The sequence below is a fragment of the Kitasatospora sp. NPDC058444 genome (assembly GCF_042721415.1).
Taxonomy (GTDB): Bacteria; Actinomycetota; Actinomycetes; order Streptomycetales; family Streptomycetaceae; genus Kitasatospora.
In genome coordinates this window covers 412,813-430,200 of the sequence record NZ_JBHXLL010000001.1, presented here as the reverse complement: position 1 = coordinate 430,200, position 17,388 = coordinate 412,813, and the positions used below count along the sequence as shown (strand labels likewise).

General features: G+C 72.2%; 14 protein-coding genes. 2 read left to right on the top strand and 12 right to left on the bottom strand.

The window, feature by feature from the left end; all coding sequences use genetic code 11:
• Positions 1-10: 10 nt before the first annotated feature.
• Complete coding sequence (locus ACFWP2_RS01955) at positions 11-850, bottom strand: ABC transporter permease (protein WP_380447500.1); 840 nt, start codon at positions 848-850, stop codon at positions 11-13.
• A gap of 47 nt (positions 851-897) precedes the next feature.
• A complete protein-coding gene (locus tag ACFWP2_RS01950; RefSeq protein WP_380447252.1) occupies positions 898-3,672 on the bottom strand; it encodes an alpha/beta fold hydrolase in 2,775 nt (924 codons plus the stop codon).
• Between the two features lie 97 nt (positions 3,673-3,769).
• On the opposite strand from ACFWP2_RS01950, the gene ACFWP2_RS01945 reads away from it, so the two are divergent.
• The gene (locus ACFWP2_RS01945; RefSeq protein WP_380447250.1) at positions 3,770-4,789 is read left to right on the top strand and encodes a mechanosensitive ion channel family protein; all 1,020 of its coding nucleotides are present in this window, start codon (positions 3,770-3,772) and stop codon (positions 4,787-4,789) included.
• An 87-nt stretch (positions 4,790-4,876) separates the two neighbouring features.
• Here ACFWP2_RS01945 and ACFWP2_RS01940 read toward each other — a convergent pair whose 3' ends face one another.
• From ACFWP2_RS01940 to ACFWP2_RS01925, 4 genes are all read right to left on the bottom strand, one after another.
• Positions 4,877-5,341, bottom strand: coding sequence for a GNAT family N-acetyltransferase (locus ACFWP2_RS01940; RefSeq protein WP_380447248.1), 465 nt, complete (start codon positions 5,339-5,341; stop codon positions 4,877-4,879).
• Positions 5,342-6,280, bottom strand: coding sequence for an RluA family pseudouridine synthase (locus tag ACFWP2_RS01935; RefSeq protein WP_380447246.1), 939 nt, complete (start codon positions 6,278-6,280; stop codon positions 5,342-5,344).
• 53 nt (positions 6,281-6,333) lie between these two features.
• The gene (gene lspA / locus ACFWP2_RS01930; protein WP_380447498.1) at positions 6,334-7,020 is read right to left on the bottom strand and encodes a signal peptidase II; all 687 of its coding nucleotides are present in this window, start codon (positions 7,018-7,020) and stop codon (positions 6,334-6,336) included.
• 130 nt (positions 7,021-7,150) lie between these two features.
• The gene (locus ACFWP2_RS01925) at positions 7,151-7,615 is read right to left on the bottom strand and encodes a TraR/DksA family transcriptional regulator (RefSeq protein ID WP_380447244.1); all 465 of its coding nucleotides are present in this window, start codon (positions 7,613-7,615) and stop codon (positions 7,151-7,153) included.
• Between the two features lie 674 nt (positions 7,616-8,289).
• Between ACFWP2_RS01925 and ileS the strand changes: the two genes are divergently transcribed.
• The gene (gene ileS, locus ACFWP2_RS01920; protein WP_380447242.1) at positions 8,290-11,418 is read left to right on the top strand and encodes an isoleucine--tRNA ligase; all 3,129 of its coding nucleotides are present in this window, start codon (positions 8,290-8,292) and stop codon (positions 11,416-11,418) included.
• Between the two features lie 222 nt (positions 11,419-11,640).
• Here the strand turns inward: ileS and ACFWP2_RS01915 are convergent, their stop codons facing one another.
• From ACFWP2_RS01915 to ftsZ, 6 genes are all read right to left on the bottom strand, one after another.
• On the bottom strand, positions 11,641-12,987 hold the full coding sequence (locus ACFWP2_RS01915) for a DivIVA domain-containing protein (protein ID WP_380447240.1): 1,347 nt from the start codon (positions 12,985-12,987) through the stop codon (positions 11,641-11,643).
• Between the two features lie 59 nt (positions 12,988-13,046).
• Positions 13,047-13,328: a YggT family protein gene (locus ACFWP2_RS01910; RefSeq protein ID WP_030060143.1), complete on the bottom strand. Its 282-nt coding sequence runs from the start codon at positions 13,326-13,328 to the stop codon at positions 13,047-13,049.
• 99 nt (positions 13,329-13,427) lie between these two features.
• Positions 13,428-14,045 (bottom strand): cell division protein SepF, encoded by a 618-nt coding sequence (locus ACFWP2_RS01905; RefSeq protein WP_224276937.1) that lies wholly within the window; start codon positions 14,043-14,045, stop codon positions 13,428-13,430.
• Between the two features lie 296 nt (positions 14,046-14,341).
• A complete protein-coding gene (locus tag ACFWP2_RS01900; RefSeq protein ID WP_380447237.1) occupies positions 14,342-15,130 on the bottom strand; it encodes a YggS family pyridoxal phosphate-dependent enzyme in 789 nt (262 codons plus the stop codon).
• A complete protein-coding gene (gene pgeF / locus ACFWP2_RS01895; protein WP_380447235.1) occupies positions 15,130-15,861 on the bottom strand; it encodes a peptidoglycan editing factor PgeF in 732 nt (243 codons plus the stop codon). The genes ACFWP2_RS01900 and pgeF overlap by 1 nt, the downstream gene beginning before the upstream one ends.
• Positions 15,858-17,090, bottom strand: coding sequence for a cell division protein FtsZ (gene ftsZ / locus ACFWP2_RS01890; protein ID WP_380447233.1), 1,233 nt, complete (start codon positions 17,088-17,090; stop codon positions 15,858-15,860). The genes pgeF and ftsZ overlap by 4 nt, the downstream gene beginning before the upstream one ends.
• Positions 17,091-17,388: the final 298 nt, after the last annotated feature.

Sequence of the window (17,388 nt, the reverse complement as noted above, 5' to 3'; positions counted from 1 at the left end):
GCCACCGCGCCTACGACACCACGTCCTTGCGCGCGAACCCCCGGAACGCCAGCGCCAGCAGCACCACCGCGTACGAGAGCGACAGCGAGACGCCCTGCACCATGCCGCCCCACTCCAGCTGCGGCTGCAGCGCGTCCGCCCAGGAGTACTGCCAGTGCGCCGGCAGCCACTCCCGCAGGTCGCCCAGCGCGGTGACGGCGTCCAGCACCCCGGTGATGATCGAGGCGAACACCGCGCCGCCGACCGCGCCCAGCGGCGCGTCCGTCGCGGTGGAGAGCCAGAAGGCGAGCGCCGCGATCACGAGCTCGCTGAGGAAGACGAAGGCCACCGCGACGGCGATCCGGGGCAGCGCCTGCCCGGCCGGCAGGCTGACCCCGGCGGGCAGCTTGAGGTCCCCCCAGCCGTACGCGGCCGTGCCGACGACCAGCCCGATCGCGGGCAGCATCACCACCGCCGCCGCCGAGAACGCCAGCCCGACGGCGAACTTGCGGGCCAGCAGCCGGGCCCGGGGCACCGGTGCGGCCAGCAGGTAGCGCAGCGAGGACCAGCTGGCCTCGGAGGCGACGGTGTCCCCGCAGAACAGCGCGACCGGGATGACCAGCAGGAAGCCGGTGCCGACGAACAGCATGGTGACCGCGAAGTTGGCCCCCGAGGCGGTGGCCAGCTCGATGAAGGTGGTCCGCCCCGGACGGCCCGGGGTGCCACCGATCTGGAACGCGGCCAGGATGACGAACGGCATGGCGGCCAGCACCGCGCCGATCACCAGCGTGCGGCGCCGGCGCAGCTGCCGCATCGCCTCCACCCACAGCGGCAGCGTCCGGCTCGCCCGGTACCCCGCGGCGTGGTCCATCGACACGGCGCGGTCCTTCGCCTCGGCGTGCTCCGTCGGGACGACGCTCACGCTCCACCTCCGATCAACGACAGGAACGCGTCCTCCAGGCGCCGCTGCGGCCCGACGCTCTCCACCGGCACCTCCAGCCGCACCAGTTCGGCCAGCAGCGCGCTGGCCGCCAGTCCGTCCAGGCGCACCAGCAGGCCGCCGTCGACGGCCTCCACCGAGCCGACCCCGGCCAGCGCGGCCACCTTCTCGACCACCGGCACCGGGTCGTACGGGCCGGCGACGCCGATCATCAGCAGTTCGCCGGCGCCCACGATGTCCCCGACCGGGCCGGCCGTGACCAGCTGCCCGCGGTCCATCACCACCAGGTCCGTACAGCTCTGCTCGACCTCGGACAGCAGGTGGCTCGACACGATCACGGTCCGCCCGCCGGCCGCGTAGCGGATCATCACCTCGCGCATCTCGCGGATCTGCGGCGGGTCCAGCCCGTTGGTCGGCTCGTCCAGGATCAGCAGGTCCGGCATCCCGAGCATCGCCTGCGCGATCGCCAGCCGCTGCCGCATGCCCTGCGAGTACGTCCGCACCGCGCGGTCCAGCGCCTCGCCGAGCCCGGCGATGGCCAGCGCCTCGTCGAAGCGGGCGTCGGCCTCCGGCCGTCCGGTCGCCTGCCAGTACAGCCGCAGGTTGGCCCGCCCGGTGAGGTGCGGCAGGAAGCCCGCGCCCTCCACGAACGCCCCGACCCGCGACAGCACGGGCGCGCCGGGCCGCACCAGGTGCCCGAAGATCCGGATCTCCCCGGCGTCCGGCCGGATGAGTCCCATCAGCATCCGCAGCGTGGTGGTCTTGCCCGCGCCGTTCGGCCCGAGCAGTCCGAGCACCTGCCCCTGCTCCACCCGGAAGCCCAGCTCCCGTACGGCGTAGCGGTCCTGGGCGCCCTTGTAGCGCTTGGTCAGCCCGCTGATCCGCAGCGGCACCGCGGCCAGCTCCGGGTCGAAGTCGGGCCCGGCGGCGGCCCGGCGGCGGCGCAGGCGCGGTGCCAGCACCAGGGCGGCGGCCACCAGGACGGCGATCACCGGCAGCAGCCAGGTGCGCGAGGGCAGCGGCGCCGCCTCGGTGACCAGTTCCTCGACGGTCGGCACGGTGAGCGCCCCGGCCGGCGCCACCCGGTAGGTGGCCGGCTTGACCGGCGAGGCGTAGGCGAGGTCGGTGCTCGCCAGCACCAGCCGCACCCGGTGCCCGGCCGGGAAGGTGTGGTCGACGGTCGGCAGCGCCACCGTGACGGTCCGCCCGGCGTCCGCGCCGGTGACCCGCAGCGGGGCGGCGAGCTGCTGGGGCAGCACCGCCTTGCCGTCCGGCCCGACGTCGTACAGCTTCGCGAACAGCACGGCGTCCGGCCGGTCCGCGGTCACCCGCAGCGGCACGGTCGGCTGTCCGGTCAGGTGCAGCGGGGTGTCCAGCGGCGCCGAGTCGAAGGCGGCGTTCTGCCCGGGGAAGTCCAGGGAGAGCCCGGCGCCGAGCGAGGCGGCCTGGCTGAGCGCTCCGACGCCCGGCAGGGTCGAGATCCCGGGCGGTGCGCCGCCGGGCGGGTTGGCGAGGGTCTGCTCGCCGCCCGCCAGCTCGACGGTGCGCGAGCCGGTTCCGCCCAGCCCCGGGTAGCGGTCGGCGCCGGCTCCGCGCAGCACGGCCTGGAAGCCGGTCGAGTCGACTCCGCCGGTGCGGGTGACCCGGAACGCGGCGCCGGTGTCGCCCCCCTGGCCCTTCAGGTGGTGATCGAACCAGGCCGTCACCCGGTCGTCGACCCGCGCGCTGGTGTCCGTCCCGCCGTCGTGCCCGCCGGCGAACCAGTCCACCGCCACCGGCGCGCCGTTGGCGGCCACCGCCTGGGCGATGCGGTCGCCCTGGTCCAGCGGGAACAGCGAGTCCTGCTGCCCCTGCACCACCAGCGTGGGCGCCTTGAGCTGCGCCGCCACCGAGGACGGGCTGGAGCGCTCCAGCAGCGCGACGGCCTCCGGATCGGCGTGCCCGGCGGTGGCGACCCGGTCGTACATCCCGCAGAGCGACTCCAGGAACCGACCGCAGCCGACCGGCGCGTCCGCGGCCGGCTTCGGCCCGCCGCTCTCCCGCGGCGCCTCGCCGGAGGGCCCGAGGTCTCCGGCCGAGCCGGTGGTGAAGAAGATCCCGGCCCACAGTTTCTTGAACACGCCGTCCACCGCGCCGGAGCCCTGGACGCCCTGCGGGAACAGCGCGTCGGCCAGGTTCCACCAGGTGATCCGGGTGGCGACGGCGTCGATCCGGTGGTCGTACGCGGAGGCCAGCAGCGAGACCGCGCCGCCGTACGAGGCGCCGGTGATGCCGACCCTCGGGTCGCCGGTGGTGTCCAGCTGCACCTCGGGGCGCTGGGCCAGCCAGTCCACCAGGTGCCTGACGTCCTCGACCTCGCGGTCCGGCGCGTTCAGCCCGATCTTCCCGCCCGAGTGTCCGAAGCCGCGCGCCGACCAGGTCAGCACCGCGTACCCCTGCCGGGCCAGCTGCTCGGCGCGCTCGCGCTCGCCCTCCTTGGAGCCGCCGAAGCCGTGCGCCAGCAGCACCGCCGGGCGCGGACCGCCGTCGGTGGTGAAGAAGGAGGTGTCCAGCTGGATCTGCTGGGCGCTGCCGGGCGTCTCCGGCATGCTGAGGAAACGGTCCTCCTGATGGACCGTCCGCTCACCGCCGGACGCCACCGTCGCGGTGCCGGCCGCGGCCACCGCCACCAGGGCCACCGCCCCGGCCAGCAGCCTGCGTCTGACCGTTGTTCCCCGGGCGCGCCAGCGACGCCATGCCCCACCGAACTCCATGGGCGCTGATCGTATCCGCCGTCCGGGTAGGCGTCCGATAAGGCCGCCACCCCCTTTCGCCCGGTTCGCCCCACTGCGCCCGAGTATCGTACGGCCCATGCCCTGGCCGCTGATCTCGCTGCTCGCCACCGTCGCCGCCACCCTGGCGATCGGCTGGATCGTCGACCAGGCCCTCCAGCGGATCGCCGCCCGCGACCCCTCGGCACCGGTCTGGCCACTGCTCCGCCGCTGCCGGATCCCGCTCCAGCTCTCCGTGGTGTCGGCCCTGCTGCTCGCCGCCCGGCCGCTCGAACGGGTCTTCCACCTGAAGGGCGGCGCCGACGCCCAGCACCTGCTCCAGCTGTTCCTGGTCGCCTCGCTGGGCTGGCTCACCGTCCGCGTGGTGGCCGCCCTCCTGGGGGCCGTGCTCAGCCGCTACGAGTCCCGCGTCGACGACCCGTCCCGGGTCCAGCGGGTGCGCACGCAGGTCGGCATGCTCCGCCGGGTGGTCAGCGCGCTGATCGTCGTGGTCACGGTGGCCGTGATGCTGCTGACCTTCTCCGCCATGCGCACCATCGGCGCCAGCCTGCTCGCCTCGGCGGGCATCATCGGCATCGTGGCCGGCATCGCCGCCCAGAGCACCCTGGGCAACTTCTTCGCCGGCCTCCAGATCGCCTTCAGCGACACCGTCCGGATCGGCGACACCGTGGTGGTGGACGGCCAGCAGGGCACCGTCGAGGAGATCACCCTCACCTACCTGGTGGTCCGGCTCTGGGACTACCGCCGACTGGTCGTCCCGGTCTCGTACTTCGTCAACAAGCCCTTCGAGAACTGGACCCGCCGCGACCCCGGCCTGCTCGCCGCCGTGCTGCTCCACCTCGACCACAGCACCCGGGTGGACGAGCTGCGTGCCGTCCTGCGCGCCCGTCTGGACCGGCACCCGCTCTGGGACGGCGACGAGTGGGCCCTCCAGGTCACCGACACCACGCCCAGCACCATCGTCGTCCGCGCCACCATGACCGCCCGCACCCCGGACGACGCCGCCCGGCTCCGCTTCGACATCCGCGAACAGCTCATCGCCCACCTGCGCGACGAGCACCCCCACGCCCTCCCGCGCCTGCGCACCACCGACACCTGACCCGCGCCCTCCCCCGGGAACGGGAGTTCCCCGCGCCCCGAGGGGGACGCGGGGAACCGCGCGACCAGCCGTCCGCCGGCCAGGTCCTCAGAGCACCCGCGTCATCGTCCGGTGCGGAATCCCCGCATCGTCGTACACCGGCCCCTCGGCCACGTACCCCAGCCGCTCGTAGAACCCGAGCGCCCGCACCTGCGCGTGCAGCTCGACCTCGGCACCCCCGCGCTCGGCGCCCGCGGCCTCGATCGCCCGCACGAGCTCCGCGCCCAGCCCCGTCCCCCGGGCCGCCGCCACGACGGCGAGCCGTCCGAGCAGCACGCGCCCTTCGACGCCGCCGGTCAGCTCGCGCGCCTGCTCACCGAAGATCAGCCGCCCGGTGCCCAGCGCGGCCCCGTCGGCCCCGACGGCCAGCAGGTGCACCGAGGTCGCGTCGTACTCGTCGTACTCCAGCTCCTCCGGCACGTTCTGCTCGACGACGAACACCTCGCGCCGGACGGCCCGGACCAGCTCCAGGTCGGCGTCCGCCTCGGCGATCCGGATGGTCGCGGCCGCCACTCAGCTCTCCGCCGCGATGATGTCCAGCGCCTTCTCCAGGTCCGCCGGGTACTCGCTGGAGAACTCGACCCACTGCCCGTCCGCCGGGTGCTCGAAGCCGAGCGACACCGCGTGCAGCCACTGCCGGGTCAGGCCCAGCCGCTTGGCCAGCGTCGGATCGGCGCCGTACGTCAGGTCGCCCACGCAGGGGTGGCGCAGCGCGGACATGTGGACGCGGATCTGGTGGGTGCGCCCGGTCTCCAGCTTGATCGCCAGCAGCGAGGCGGCGCGGTACGCCTCGATCAGGTCGTAGTGGGTGACGGACGGCTTGCCCTCCCGGGTGACGGCCCACTTCCAGTCCGAGCTGGGGTGCCGCCCGATCGGCGCGTCCACCGTCCCGCTCATCGGGTCCGGGTGGCCCTGCACCAGGGTGTGGTACCGCTTCTCGGTGATCCGGTCGTGGAACTGCCGCTTGAGGTCGGTGTAGGCGCGCTCGGACTTGGCGACCACCATCAGCCCGGAGGTGCCGACGTCCAGCCGGTGCACGATGCCCTGGCGCTCGGCGGCGCCCGAGGTGGAGATCCGATACCCGGCCGCGGCCAGCCCGCCGATCACGGTGGGGCCGGTCCAGCCCGGGCTGGGGTGCGCGGCGACGCCGACCGGCTTGTCGACCAGCACGATGTCCTCGTCGTCGTGGACGATGCGCATGCCCTCGACGGCCTCGGCGACGATCCGCACGGGTGCGGCGGGGGCCGGGATCTCGACCTCCAGCCAGGAGCCGGCGGTCACCCGGTCCGACTTGCCGGCCACGGCGCCGTCGAGCGTCACCTTGCCGTCGGCGGCCAGCTCGGCGGCCTTGGTCCGGGAGAAGCCGAACATCCGGGCCAGGGCGGCGTCGAGGCGCTCGCCCTCCAGGCCGTCGGGTACGGGGAGGCTGCGGATCTGCGCTGCGGTACTCACCCGTACGAGTATGCCGGAACCCGCGGCCCTCCCCCGCCCGCCGGTGCCCGGGGCTACTTCTCGGGCCGTTCCGTCTTCTCGGCCTTGTCGGCCTGCTGGTGGACGGTCCCGTCCGGGTTGCTGCCCCGGAAGGAGAGCAGTACGACCAGGATCCCGCCGCAGACGATCGCCGAGTCCGCGAGGTTGAAGACCGCGAAGTGCTGGACGGAGATGAAGTCCACCACGTGCCCGCGGAAGACGCCGGGCGCGCGGAACAGCCGGTCGGTGAGGTTGCCGAGCGCCCCGCCGAGCAGCAGCCCGAGCGCGATCGCCCAGGGCAGGCTGTACAGGCGGCGGGCGATCCGCCAGATCACCACGATGACGGCGGAGGCGATCATCGTGAAGACGACGGTCAGCGCCTGCCCCATCCCGAAGGCCGCGCCCGAGTTGCGGATCACCTGGAAGGTGACCACGTCCCCGATCACCTTGATCGCCGCGTGGTTCTCCAGCCGGGCGACCACCAGCAGCTTGCTGCCCAGGTCGATCAGGAAGGCGAGCACCGCGACGACCAGCAGCACGCCGACCCGGCGCGGGCCCTTGGGCTTCTCGGCCGCCGCGTCGTCCACGGACGCCCCGGTCGGCTCGGCCACGGGCACCTCCACGGCATCGGCGGGGGACGGGACGGCGTCGTCCCGGGTCTGGGGGGAACCTTGCGTACTGATGATCCGCTCCGCTGCCGATGGAGCTCCCCCGGTCCGCAGGAGGGGGAGGGTGGTGGGCCGGTGATGACCTGCCCGCGTTCACGAACGCGTCAGGCGACGTTGCTCAGGCGACGTTACGGGGTCGAGCGTACGGCAAGCCCGACCCCCCGCGTCGCTCCGGTGGCCCGGTTCAGCGGCGTTCCTGCTTGGCCTTGCACTGCACGCAGAGCGTCGCCCTGGGGAAGGCCTGCATCCGGGCCTTGCCGATGGCCTGCCCGCAGGACTCGCAGGTGCCGAAGCCGACGCCCTCCAGCCGCTCCAGCGCGCGCTCGGTCTGGGCCAGGCTGTCCCGCGCGTTGTTCGCGAGCGCCAGCTCGCTCTCCCGCGAGATGTTCTTCGTACCGGCGTCCACCTGGTCGTCGCCGGCTCCGTCGTTGGAGTCGCGCATCAGACCGGAGATGGCCGCCTCGGCGGCGTCGATCTCGTTCCGGAGCCGGTCGAGGTCGCTGATCAGCTCGTCGTGCAGCTCGTGGACCTCCTCGGTGGTCCACGGGTCCTCGCCGGGCCGGACCGGCAGCGTGGCCGGGTCCACGGACTCGGCGCCGCGCGGCGCGGTGACGGTGTCGGTGCCGCTCTTCGGTGCGGTAGTGGTCACGGTCCCCTCCCCTGGGTCGACCGCCACGGCCTTGCGTGCCCGCTTGGTGGCGGTACCCGCGCCGGTTCCCTTCTCAGCCATGGCTTTCGACCCCATCTACGAACGAACCGAGCCGCCGGTTCCCGGCGGCTTCCAGTGCCGGAACGATAATCCCGATCAAAACCGGTCACAACATGACATACCGACGCCTCATAACGTTCCCACCCAGGCAGGCGCCCCAACCGTCACGCCCCGTGCGCTCAGAGATTTGTGCCCACATCGACCCCGGCTAACCGCCCTCGACGAGCGCCCCCGGGGCGCTCACCGGAACGCTCCCGGCGCGCCCCCGGAACACCCCCGCCCGCCCACCGGAAAACGGTTTGGACAAACCGCCGCACCCGGCCGATACACTGGCCGTGCAAGGCGCAGATGGGACGAGTACCGACGTACGCAGCCACCAGCGACCCGGGGACGGTGCGAGCCCGGGGGTGTGCACGGCGGGAAGATCACCCCGGAGCCGCCGGAAGAACGGCCGCCGCGATGCCGCGGTGGCCCACTAGACCCGGCAGCAAGCCCAAACAAGAGGGCCGCGAACGCAGCACCGCGGCCAAGGAGGGTGGTACCGCGGGGCGGCCAGGCCGTCTCGTCCCTCCGGAGGATCCAGTCCCAGCATCCGCCGGAGGTAGACGCCCGCGATGAGCTCCTATAACCCCGTCCCCGCACAGGTTGATCTCCCCGCCCTGGAGCACCAGATCCTGTCCTTCTGGCAGGACAACAAGATCTTCCAGCGCAGCCTGGAGCAGTCCGAGGGCCGCCCCGAGTGGGTGTTCTACGAGGGCCCGCCGACCGCCAACGGCATGCCCGGTGCCCACCACATCGAGGCCCGCGTCTTCAAGGACGTCTTCCCGCGCTTCCGGACCATGAAGGGCTACCACGTCGCCCGCAAGGCCGGCTGGGACTGCCACGGCCTGCCGGTCGAGCTCGCCGTCGAGAAGGAGCTGGGCTTCTCCGGCAAGCAGGACATCGAGGCGTACGGCATCGCCGAGTTCAACGCCAAGTGCCGCGAGTCGGTGACCCGCCACACCGACGCCTTCGCCGAGCTGACCACCCGGATGGGCTACTGGGTCGACCTCGACGAGGCCTACCGGACGATGGACCCGTCGTACGTCCAGTCCGTCTGGTGGTCGCTCCGGCAGATCTTCGACAAGGGCCTGCTGGTCCAGGACCACCGGGTCGCCCCCTGGTGCCCGCGCTGCGGCACCGGCCTGTCGGACCACGAGCTGGCCCAGGGCTACGAGACCGTGGTCGACCCCTCGGTCTTCGTCCGCTTCCCGCTGACCAGCGGCCCGCTGGCCGGCCAGGCCGCCCTGCTGGTGTGGACCACCACCCCGTGGACCCTGGTCTCCAACACCGCCGCCGCCGTCCACCCCGACGTGGTCTACGTGGTGGCCACCGACGGCAACGAGCGGCTCGTCGTCGCCGAGCCCCTGCTGGCCAAGGCCCTCGGCGAGGGCTGGGAGCCCACCGGGCAGCGCTTCACCGGCGCCGAGATGGAGCGCTGGGCCTACCGCCGCCCCTTCGACCTGGTCGAGATCGAGAACGCGCACTACGTCCTCAACGCCGACTACGTCACCACCGAGGACGGCACCGGCATCGTCCACCAGTCCCCCGCCTTCGGCGCGGACGACCTCGCGACCTGCCGCAAGTACGGCCTGCCGGTGGTCAACCCGGTGCTCGGCGACGGCACCTTCGCCCCCGAGGTCCCGCTGGTCGGCGGCCAGTTCTTCAAGAAGGCCGACGAGGCCCTGGTCGCGGACCTCAAGGAGCGCGGCCTGCTCTTCCGCCACCTGCCGTACGAGCACAGCTACCCGCACTGCTGGCGCTGCCACACCGCGCTGCTCTACTACGCGCAGCCGTCCTGGTACATCCGGACCACCGCCGTCAAGGACGCGATGATCCGCGAGAACGAGGCCACCAACTGGTTCCCGGAGACGGTCAAGCACGGCCGCTTCGGCGACTGGCTGAACAACAACATCGACTGGGCGCTCAGCCGCAACCGCTACTGGGGCACCCCGCTGCCGATCTGGCGCTGCGAGGAGGGCCACCTCACCTGCGTCGGCTCGCTGGCCGAGCTGTCCGAGCTCACCGGCACCGACCAGAGCGGCCTCGACCCGCACCGCCCGTACATCGACGCGGTGACCTTCGCCTGCCGCGACTGCGGCGGCACCGCCACCCGCGTGCCCGAGGTCATCGACGCCTGGTACGACTCGGGCTCGATGCCCTTCGCCCAGTACGGCTACCCGTACCAGAACAAGGAGCTGTTCGAGAAGCGCTACCCGGCGCAGTTCATCTCCGAGGCGATCGACCAGACCCGCGGCTGGTTCTACACGCTGATGGCCGTCGGCACCCTGGTGTTCGACAAGAACAGCTACGAGAACGTCGTCTGCCTGGGCCACATCCTGGCCGAGGACGGCCGCAAGATGTCCAAGCACCTGGGCAACATCCTCCAGCCGATCCCGCTGATGGACCAGCACGGCGCCGACGCCGTCCGCTGGTTCATGGCGGCCGGCGGCTCGCCCTGGTCGGCCCGCCGGGTCGGCCACGGCACCATCCAGGAGGTGGTCCGCAAGACCCTCCTCACCTACTGGAACACCGTCGCCTTCCAGGCCCTGTACGCCCGCACCTCGAACTGGGCGCCCTCGGCCGCCGACCCGGCCCCGGCCGACCGCCCGCAGCTGGACCGCTGGGTGCTCTCCGAGCTGAACACCCTGGTCCGCGAGGTCGACGCCGCCTACGAGGCGTACGACACCCAGCGCGCCGGCAAGCTGCTCTCCGGCTTCGTCGACGACCTCTCCAACTGGTACGTCCGCCGCGGCCGCCGCCGCTTCTGGCAGGGCGACGCCGCCGCGCTCGCCACCCTGCACGAGGCCCTGGAGACGGTCACCCGCCTGATGGCCCCGCTCACCCCGTTCATCACCGAGCGGGTCTGGCAGGACCTGGTCGTCCCGGTCGCCCCGGAGGCCCCGGCCTCGGTGCACCTGGCCACCTGGCCGGAGGCCGACGAGTCGCTGATCGACACCGAGCTCTCCCGGCACATGGCCCTGGTCCGCCGTCTGGTCGAGCTCGGCCGGGCCACCCGCGCCGAGTCCGGCGTGAAGACCCGCCAGCCGCTCTCCCGCGCGCTGGTCGCCGCCCAGGGCTGGGAGGAGCTGCCCGCCGACCTGCGCGCGCAGATCGCCGAGGAGCTCAACGTCGCCACCCTCGAATCCCTCGCCGAGGTCGGCGGCTCGCTCGTCGACACCAGCGCCAAGGCCAACTTCCGTGCCCTGGGCAAGCGTTTCGGCAAGGGCGTCCAGGACGTCGCCAAGGCGGTCGCCGCCACGGACGCCGCCCGCCTCGCCGCCGACCTCCGCGCCACCGGCGAGACCACCGTCGAACTCGACGGCGAGACGATCACCCTCTCCCCCGACGAAGTGATCATCACCGAGACCCCGCGCGAGGGCTGGGCCGTCGCCAACGAGTCCGGCGCCACCGTCGCCCTCGACCTGGCCATCACCCCGGAACTCAAGCGCCTCGGCATCGCCCGCGACGCCATCCGCCAGATCCAGGAGGCCCGCAAGAACTCCGGCCTGGACGTCGCCGACCGCATCGTCCTCCGCTGGCGCGCCACCTCCGAGGACACCGCCGAAGCCATCGCCGAACACGGCCCCCTCGTCGCCGAGGAGGTCCTCGCCACCGACTTCGCCGCCGGCGCGGCCGACTGGGACTCCGAGACCTTCGCCGACGACTCCCTCGGCCTGGCCTTCCAGCTCCGCAAGGCCTGACGCCCCACCAACGAAGCCGCCGTCACCCCGAGGTGACGGCGGCTTCGCCATACCCACCCGCCCCCAACAAGCCCCGCCCCACCCCCTCCCTCCCCCAGCAAGAGGGACGCGCCCCCGACACCCACCCTCCCGAGAGCCCAAACCCCCGAACACAGACAAGGGCGCCCCCTCCCCGACCCAAAGGCCGAAAAGGGGACGCCCTCAAAAACCCCGGCTACAACCTCAGTTGTCGCCGTCCTCATCGATCAGGAATCCCCGCATGGGCGCCGGAGCCTGCTGCATCGGCTGCGGCGGCTGCGGCCGCACCGCCGCCATCGGCTGCGTCATCCCGGCCGGCTGCATCTGCGGCGCACCGCTGTTGCCGCCGGTCGACTGCCCGCCGAAGCTCGGCGCCGAGGAGCCGCCGCCGAAGGAGCTGTTCCCGCCGAAGGACGGCGAGTTGCCACCGAAGGACGGCTGGTTGCCACCGAAGCCCGGCGCGCCACCGCTCATCGCGCTGGCACCGGCCGGGGCCATCGACGAGGCCGCCGGCGGCAGCGACGCGGTGGCCGGGATCCGCGGCGGGGCGAGCGAGTCGTCGGCCTGCGACTCCAGCTGACGCAGCTGGGTCTCCAGGTACGACTTCAGTCGCGTGCGGTACTCACGCTCGAACGCCCGCAGGTCCTCGACCTTGCGCTCCAGCGTGGCCCGCGCGGACTCCAGCGACCCCATCGCGACGCGGTGCTTCTCCTGCGCGTCCCGCTCCAGCGCGTCGGCCTTGGCGCGGGCGTCCCGCTCCAGACCCTCGGCGCGGCTGCGCGCCTCGCCGACGATCTTGTTGGCCTCGGAACGGGCCTCGGAGATCGCCTGGTCGGCGGTCTGCTGAGCGAGCGCCAGCACCCGGGCGGCGCTGTCGCCGCCGGGGCCCTGCTGCTGCATCGGGCCGCCCATGGGGCCGCCCATCTGCTGCGGGCCGCCCATGGGGCCGCCCATCGGCTGCATCTGCTGCTGGCCCATGCCCTGGCCCATCGGGTTGCCCATCTGCTGCGGGCCACCGGGGCCGCCCATGGGCTGGAGCATCTGACCGCCCATCGGCTGGACCAGCTGCTGCTGGCCGCCCATGGTCTGGTTCATCTGCTGCTGCGGGCCGCCGGCAGCGGGGAGCTGCGGCGGGGAGCCGGCGGGCAGGCCGAGGGGCTGGTTGCCCATCTGCTGCTGGGGGCCGCCGGGGCCCATCTGCTGCGGACCACCCGGACCCATCTGCTGCGGACCACCGGGGCCCATCTGCTGCGGACCGCCCGGGCCCTGCTGGCCGGGGACCGGCGGACCGGATATGGCGGCCGGCACCGGAGCGCCGCCCTGTCGGGGCGCGTCCTGCTGCGGCTCCTTGCGCAGGTTGGCCTGGTTCTGCGCGGCGGCACGAGTCGCGGCGGCCAGCTTGGCGCGCAGGTCCTCGTTCTCCCGGAGGAGGCGGGTCAGCTCCGCCTCGACCTCGTCGAGGAAGGCATCGACCTCGTCCTCGTCATAGCCTTCACGCAGGCGGACGGTCGTGAACTGCTTGTTCCGAACGTCCTCGGGGGTCAATGGCATCTCTTCACCTCAACGTGATCGTCGGCACACCGGCATCCTGTCGCATCGCTCACCTACGACTAGGGGTGCACAAGCGAGATCAGGACATACACAATGATCATCAGTACGAAGAAGGACAGGTCGAGCGCCACGCCCCCGAAACGCAACGGCGGGATGAGCCGCCGAAGAAGCTTGAGCGGCGGATCCGTGACAGTGTACGTGGCCTCCAGGACCAGGACCATGGCCTTGCCGGGCCGCCACGAACGCGCGAACTGGAAGACCCAGTCCATGACCAGCCGTACGAGCAGGAACACCAGGAAGACGGTCAGGGCGTAGTAGAGCACCGCCCACACGATGTCCATCGCGTTTCCCTCTCCCCGGTCCCGATCCCTCGGGCCTGCCGCTCGTCACCTGTCGCTAATCCACTGTTGATCAGATCCACACGTAAAGTCGTGGCCGGGTCAGCTCTGGTTGAAGAACCCACCCTCGGCGATCCGAGCCTTGTCCTCCGCCGTGACATCGACGTTAGCAGGCGACAGCAGGAACACCTTCTGTGTCACGCGCTCGATACTGCCGTGCAGACCGAAGACGAGTCCAGCGGCGAAGTCTACGAGGCGCTTCGCGTCGGTGTCGTCCATCTCGGTCAGATTCATGATCACGGGGGTCCCGCCGCGGAACTGTTCCCCGATGGTACGGGCCTCGTTGTAGGTTCGGGGGTGCAGCGTGGTGATGCGGTAGGGCTCTCGTTCGTTCACGACCTTGGGCATGATCACCGGTGCGCTCTTCTCCAGGTTGTGGCGACGTTCGGGTGTGATGGACGACACGGGGGCCATCCTCGGAGTCTCCTGCCGGATCGGCACCGCCGCGGGCACCGGCTGCGGGGTGATCGAGGAGACCGGGGCGGGCGCGGCGGCCGCGGGAGCCGGGGCCGGCCGGGGGATGTCCTCGGTCCGCTGGCCCGTCCGGATCGGTTCGGGGTCCGCGTCGTAGTCGTCGTCGGGGTCGTACCCCTGGCCGTCGTACGTCTCGTCCTCCACGAGGCCGAGGTAGACCGCCATCTTGCGCATTGCGCCGGCCATGCTCCTGTCTCCTCCGCTCATAGCCACTTCGCTCGCGCTCGGTGGCGGCTTCGCGATGCGCGGGCCTTCTGACGGCCGCTCGCTTCGCTCGTTCCGTACGGACCGGCTCCGGCCCGGGCCGTACGGCCCCGCCTGCGGATTCCGCGGTCCTTCCACGACGGCGTGTCAGCCCGACGGCCGGTCGGTTTCGTGGAGTGGGGGCCGCGGAGCTGCGATCCACGGTTCGCTAGCGCTCCGAAGAGCTGCTAGATTCTGTCCTATTTTGTCCTGCTGTCTGATCTACTTACCCGGTGACGTTACCTGAGGGGTGACCTCACTCCGAGTACCGCCGTTCCGACGCGCACATGTGTCGCTCCGGCGGCAATCGCCTGCTCAAGGTCGCCGCTCATCCCTGCGGAGACCATGGTGGCAGTCGGATGGGCCGCCCGTACGGCGGTTGCGATTTCCGCCAGCCGATCGAAGGCGCGGGCCGGGTCTCCGGCCAGCGGCCCGGCCAGCGGAGCGACGGTCATCACACCGTCCAGTCGCAGCCCGGGCGTGTCGGCGATCGCGTCGGCCAGTCGCGCGACGTCCTCCGGCGCGACCCCCGCCCGGTGCTCACCCTCCCCGTACGCCTTGTCCAGTGCCACCTGCACCAGGCAGCCCAGCTCCGGGCGTTCCGCCTTGAGCACCGCCGCGGAGAGCGACTCGACCAGCCGGAGCCGGTCCACCGAGTGCACGTGGTTCGCGTAGCGGACGACCGAGCGGACCTTGTTGGTCTGCAGCTGGCCGACGAAGTGCCAGCTAAGAGGAAGGTTTCTGCACTGCTCCGCCTTGGGGGCGGCGTCCTGGTCACGGTTCTCCGCGACGTCCGTCACCCCGAGTCCGGCCAGCAGCGCGGTGTCCTCGGCGGGGTAGGTCTTGGTGACGACGACCAGGGTGACCTCGTCCCGGGCGCGCCCGGCGGCCGCGCAGGCGTCCGCGATCCGGCGCTCGACCACGTCGAGGTTGGTGCCGAGTTCCTCGTAGCGGGCCCGCTGGCCCTCCGTCAGCGCCGCCGAGAACCCGGCGCTCCCCGGGAACGGTCCGTAGATGTCGTTCGTCATCAGTGATCAGAGCCCAACCAGACGTAGCTCGCGAGCCGGCCGGTGCGCTGCTCGCGGCGATAGGAGTAGTGATCGGCGGATTCAAGGGTGCAGACCGGTGATCGCACCAGCTCCTTGACCCCCGCGGCGGCCAGCTGGGCCGCGACTCCCTCCGGCACGTCCAGCGCCGGGGTCCCCCAGGAGGTCTCGGCGAACGCCTCCGGCACCACCGCGGCGACCTCGGCGCGCAGCCGGGCCGGCACCTCGTAGCAGCGGCCGCAGACCGCGGGCCCGGTGGCGGCGGTGATCCGCGAGGGCTCCGCGCCCAGGTCGGCCATCGCCCGGACGACCGCGGGCACCACCCCGGCCGCCAGCCCGGGCCGGCCCGCGTGGGCCGCGCCCACCACGCCCGCCACCGGATCGGCCAGCAGCACCGGGGTGCAGTCGGCGGTCAGCACCGCCAGGGCGAGCGGCCGGTCGGAGACCACCGCGTCCACCGTCGGGGCCTCACCGAGCGGCTGGCGCTCGGTCACCACGGCGACCTCGGCGCCGTGCACCTGGTTCATCCAGACCACGTCGGCCGGGTCGAGTCCCAGCTTCCGGGCGGCCAGCGCCCGGTTCTCCCGCACGGCCCGTGGGTCGTCCCCCACCGCGCCGCCGAGGTTGAGCTCCCCGTACGGCGAAATGCTCACCCCGCCCCACCGGGAGGTGAAGGCGAAGTGAGCACCCGCGCGGATCGAGTGATCGATCACTTAAGGAAGTCCGGGACGTCGAGCTCCTCGGCCGGGCTCTCCACGAACGGCTGCCGGACCGGCTGCACCTGCGGCGGGACCGGGGCGGTGGTCGTGGTGGCCGGGGTCTCGGCGGTCCGGCTCGACGAGGTGGTCGAGGACTCGCCCTCCGTACGGGACGTCACCGAGCCGATGCTCCCGTAGGACGGGCGGCCGGCCGGGCGCTCCGGGGCGGCCGGCGGGGTGGCCGGGCGCTCCGGGGCGGTGGACTTGACCACCGGGTCGCGGACGATCGCCGGCGGCTGCCCGCCGTCGAAGCCGGCCGCGATGACGGTGACCCGGACCTCGTCGCCGAGCGCGTCGTCGATGACCGCACCGAAGATGATGTTCGCCTCGGGGTGGGCGGCCTCGCTGACCAGCTGGGCCGACTCGTTGATCTCGAACAGGCCGAGGTCGGAGCCGCCCGAGATGGACAGCAGCACGCCGCGGGCGCCGTCGATCGAGGCCTCCAGCAGCGGGGAGGAGATCGCCATCACGGCGGCGGCCTTGGCGCGGTCCTCGCCGCGGGCCGAGCCGATGCCCATGAGCGCCGAACCGGCCTCCGACATGACGGACTTGACGTCGGCGAAGTCGAGGTTGATCAGACCCGGGGTGGTGATCAGGTCGGTGATGCCCTGGACACCGGAGAGCAGGACCTGGTCGGCCGAGCGGAAGGCGTCGAGAACGCTGACCTGGCGGTCCGAAATGGACAGCAGCCGGTCGTTGGGGATCACGATGAGGGTGTCGACCTCTTCGCGCAGGCTCGCGATGCCGTCCTCGGCCTGGTTGGCCCGGCGGCGGCCCTCGAAGGTGAACGGACGGGTGACCACGCCGATGGTCAGGGCGCCCAGCGAGCGCGCGATGTTGGCGACGACGGGCGCGCCGCCCGTGCCCGTGCCACCGCCCTCGCCGGCGGTCACGAAGACCATGTCGGCCCCCTTGAGGACCTCCTCGATCTCCTCGCGGTGGTCCTCGGCGGCCTTGCGGCCGACCTCGGGGTTGGCGCCGGCGCCGAGGCCCCGGGTGAGTTCACGGCCCACATCGAGCTTGACGTCGGCGTCGCTCATCAGGAGGGCCTGCGCATCGGTGTTGATCGCGATGAACTCGACGCCCTTGAGACCGACCTCGATCATCCGGTTGATGGCGTTGACACCACCGCCGCCGATTCCGACGACCTTGATGACTGCGAGGTAGTTCTGCGGTGCTGCCACGTCGAAGGCCTCTCGCCTCGAATTTCCGGGTCGGCCCGACCCGGGGCGGGGCCGTACCGACGGATGTCGATGGGTAGGGAGCCTGGTTTCTGACTGAATGTCCGAAATGCCGACCGCCGACCCCAACCCTAAACTTGACCTTTAGGGTTAGTTCTGTGCCTCCGTCACATCACCAGGAAACACAGTCTGGTGACACAGGACACTAGGTGGCTCCAGGCACGCGTTTCAACGAACACGCCGAGCTTCCCTTTTTCTTTTGAGCCTATGTGATCATCGGCCGGCTTAGGAAACCGGGGGT